This is a genomic window from Kitasatospora putterlickiae (assembly GCF_039527695.1).
Lineage (GTDB): Bacteria > Actinomycetota > Actinomycetes > Streptomycetales > Streptomycetaceae > Kitasatospora > Kitasatospora putterlickiae.
In genome coordinates this window covers 1-2,959 of sequence record NZ_BAAAKJ010000299.1, presented here as the reverse complement: position 1 = coordinate 2,959, position 2,959 = coordinate 1, and the positions used below count along the sequence as shown (strand labels likewise).

Below are 2,959 nucleotides of genomic sequence, written 5' to 3'. Positions count from 1 at the left end.
GAGCCCCGCGAGTCGTGACGGCTACGGACCGGCCTCGGCGATCTCCGCCCGGTCGGCCCGCAGCCGCCGCAGCGCGTCCCAGGTGAGCACCGCGAGCGCCGCCCACACCAGGGCGAAGCCGGCCCAGCGGGCGGGCGGCATCGACTCGTGGAAGACCGCGATGCCGATCAGGAACTGGAACACCGGCGCCAGGTACTGCAGCAGACCGAGCATGCTCAGCGGGACCCGGACGGCGGAGGCGCCGAAGAGCAGCAGCGGGACGGCGGTGATCACACCGCTGAGCAGCAGCAGCCCCGAGTGCCCCCAGCCGTACTCGCCGGCCACCGTGTGCCCGAAGGTGCCCCGGCCGGTGACCTCCAGGTAGACCAGGTAGCCGAGGGCGAAGGGGAACAGGAAGGCGGTCTCGGCGGCCAGGCTCTCCAGGCCGCTCAGCCCGACCGTCTTCTTCAGCAGCCCGTAGGTGGCGAAGGACAGCGCCAGGGTCAGCGCGATCCACGGCAGCCGCCCGTAGCCGACGGTCAGCACCGCGACCGCGAGGGCGCCGATGCCCACCGCCACCCACTGGGCGGCCCGCAGCCGCTCCTTGAGCACCAGCACGCCGAAGGCGATGGTGACCAGCGGGTTGATGAAGTAGCCGAGGCTGGTCTCCACCACGTGCCCGGCGTTGACGCCCCAGATGTAGACGCCCCAGTTGATCGAGATCACGGTGGCGGCGGCGCCCAGCATGGCGAGCCGGCGCGGCTGGCGCAGCAGCGGGCGGATCCAGCCCCAGTGCCGCTGCACCATGAGCAGCAGGACGACCGCGACCAGCGACCAGACCATCCGGTTGGCGAGGATGTCGTCGGCGGCGGCGGGCTCCAGCAGCGGCCAGAAGAGCGGGAACAGGCCCCATATGCCGTAGGCCGCGAAGCCGTACCAGAGGCCGCGTCCGGCCTCCTGCTGGGTTGTCTCTGGCATGGACCGCCTGCCCTCCGCGCGCGAGTGTCGAGCCGACGGTAGCGGGCACGGCGACGACTGTCATCTCCGTATTCCGTTTTTGGTCATGACATTGCCTGGACGACGCACACGGCACCGCCCGCGACGGGTGCCGCGGGCGGTGCCGGAAGGTGCGGGGGGGTGAGCCGTCAGGCGCCCAGCGCGGCCCGCACGCTCTGCGCCAGCGGGACGGTCGGACGGCCGATCAGCCGGGCCAGGTCGCCCGGGGTGCCGGCCAGCTCGCCGCGCGCGATGCCGGCGTCCACGTCGACCAGGATCTGCGCGAAGCCCTCCGGCAGGCCGGCGCCGACCAGGATCCGCAGGTGCTCCTCCGGGGCCACCGGGTGGAAGACGACCGGCTCGCCCGAGGCCAGGGCCAGCTCGGCGGCCAGCTCCGGCAGGGTCCAGGCGGCGTCGCCGCTCAGCTCGTACACCGCGTTCTCGTGGCCCTCGCCGGTGAGCACGGCCACCGCCGCGTCGGCGTAGTCCTGGCGCGGGGCGGTGGCGATCCGGCCGTCCTGGCCGGCGCTGCCGACCACCGCGCCCCGCTCGACCGTGCCGGCCGCGTCGCCCAGGTAGTTCTCGGTGTACCAGCCGTTGCGGAGCAGGGCGAAGGGCAGCCCGGACTCGCGGATGACGGCCTCGGTGGCCTTGTGCTCGTCGGCCAGCTTGAAGGTGGCCACGCCCGGCGCGCTGGTGTACGCGAGCAGCGCGACCCCGGCGGCGCGCGCCGCCTCGACCACGGCGGTGTGCTGCGGGATCCGGCTGCCGACCTCGCTGCCCGAGATCAGCAGCACCTTGTCGCCCGCGGCGAAGACGCCCGCCAGGCTCTCCGGGCGGTCGTAGTCGGCCACCCGGACGGTCACGCCGCGCTCGGCGAGGTCGGCGGCCTTCTCGGCGGAGCGGACGACCACGGCCACCTCGCTCGCGGGGACCTTGGCCAGCAGGCCCTCGACGACGAGGCGGCCGAGCTGTCCGGTGGCTCCGGTGACGACGTACATGGTGCTGCTCCCTGAGGTGGTTGTCCGTTGAACTTCCGGCTTCGGAACTCACCCTAGGGGTGGCACTAACCTTTCGAAAGTACGCACTTCAAAGTAGGGTACTGACATGCAGGTAATGAACACCGCGTCCACGGCGGCTCCCGGCGCCCCGGCCGCCCCGCTGCCGCCGCCCGACGTCTTCGACCGGATGTGCCCGTCCCGGGGCGTACTGGAACACGTCACCAGCCGCTGGGGCGTGCTGGTGCTGGGCGCCCTGCACGAGCGCGGCTACCGGTTCAGCGAGCTGCGCCGCCGGATCACCGGGGTGAGCGAGAAGATGCTCGCCCAGACGCTGCAGACGCTGGAGCGCGACGGCTTCGTGCTGCGCGAGGCGCACCCGGTCATCCCGCCCCGGGTCGACTACAGCCTGACCCCGCTCGGCCGGGAGGCCGCCCGGCTGGTCGCCGAGCTGGCGCACTGGACCGAGGAGCGCGTCACGGTCGTGATGGCCGCCCGCGACGAGTACGACGCCCGGGGGCGCTAGGACACCTCGGCCCGGTGCCGCTCGATGAGGGCGGCCAGGCCGTCCAGCACCAGGGCCAGACCGAAGGCGTAGGCGTGGTCCGGGTCGTACGCGCCGCCGTGCGCCTCGCCGGCGGCGGCGCCGACCCTGGCCGCGACGGGGTGCCGCTCGGCGTCGAAGACCCGGGCGAGCAGTTCGGCGTTGGCCGTCCACCACTGCGAGTCGGTCATCGCGCTCTCCTGGCGCGCGGCGCGCTCGTCCGCCGCCATCCGGGCGCAGGTCTCCACGAAGCCCAGCACGTGGGTGAGCGCGGCGTCCAGCTCGACGTCCGGCAGGCCGGTGCCCTCCAGGGCGCGCAGCTCGTACTCGTACTTCGCCATCAGCCCGGGCCCCAGCGGCGGGCGACTGGTGCCGACCGCCACCGTCCACGGGTGGGCGCGGTGCAGCGCGCGGTTGTCGTCGGCGACGGCGGCCGCCCGGG

Annotated in this window: 4 protein-coding genes; 1 reads left to right on the top strand and 3 read right to left on the bottom strand. The window is 73.8% G+C overall.

Annotated elements, in window-relative coordinates:
* Nucleotides 1-21 precede the first annotated feature (21 nt).
* Nucleotides 22-957 (bottom strand): EamA family transporter RarD, encoded by a 936-nt coding sequence (gene rarD / locus ABD308_RS28850; protein WP_344340749.1) that lies wholly within the window; start codon nucleotides 955-957, stop codon nucleotides 22-24.
* Nucleotides 958-1,124: 167 nt separating this feature from the next.
* The gene (locus ABD308_RS28845; protein WP_344340746.1) at nucleotides 1,125-1,976 is read right to left on the bottom strand and encodes an SDR family oxidoreductase; all 852 of its coding nucleotides are present in this window, start codon (nucleotides 1,974-1,976) and stop codon (nucleotides 1,125-1,127) included.
* 115 nt (nucleotides 1,977-2,091) lie between these two features.
* On the opposite strand from ABD308_RS28845, the gene ABD308_RS28840 reads away from it, so the two are divergent.
* Complete coding sequence (locus tag ABD308_RS28840; protein WP_425554876.1) at nucleotides 2,092-2,499, top strand: winged helix-turn-helix transcriptional regulator; 408 nt, start codon at nucleotides 2,092-2,094, stop codon at nucleotides 2,497-2,499.
* Here the strand turns inward: ABD308_RS28840 and ABD308_RS28835 are convergent.
* Nucleotides 2,496-2,959: TetR/AcrR family transcriptional regulator C-terminal domain-containing protein (locus tag ABD308_RS28835; protein WP_344340743.1), on the bottom strand; the 464-nt coding region annotated here is incomplete at its 5' end. The two genes, ABD308_RS28840 and ABD308_RS28835, sit on opposite strands and share 4 nt — an antisense overlap.

Coding starts and splice junctions, on each gene's coding strand:
- ABD308_RS28845 (WP_344340746.1), bottom strand. CDS start 1,976: ATGTACGTCGTCACCGGAGCCACCGGACAGCTCGGCCGCCTCGTCGTC.
- rarD (WP_344340749.1), bottom strand. CDS start 957: ATGCCAGAGACAACCCAGCAGGAGGCCGGACGCGGCCTCTGGTACGGC.
- ABD308_RS28840 (WP_425554876.1), top strand. CDS start 2,092: ATGAACACCGCGTCCACGGCGGCTCCCGGCGCCCCGGCCGCCCCGCTG.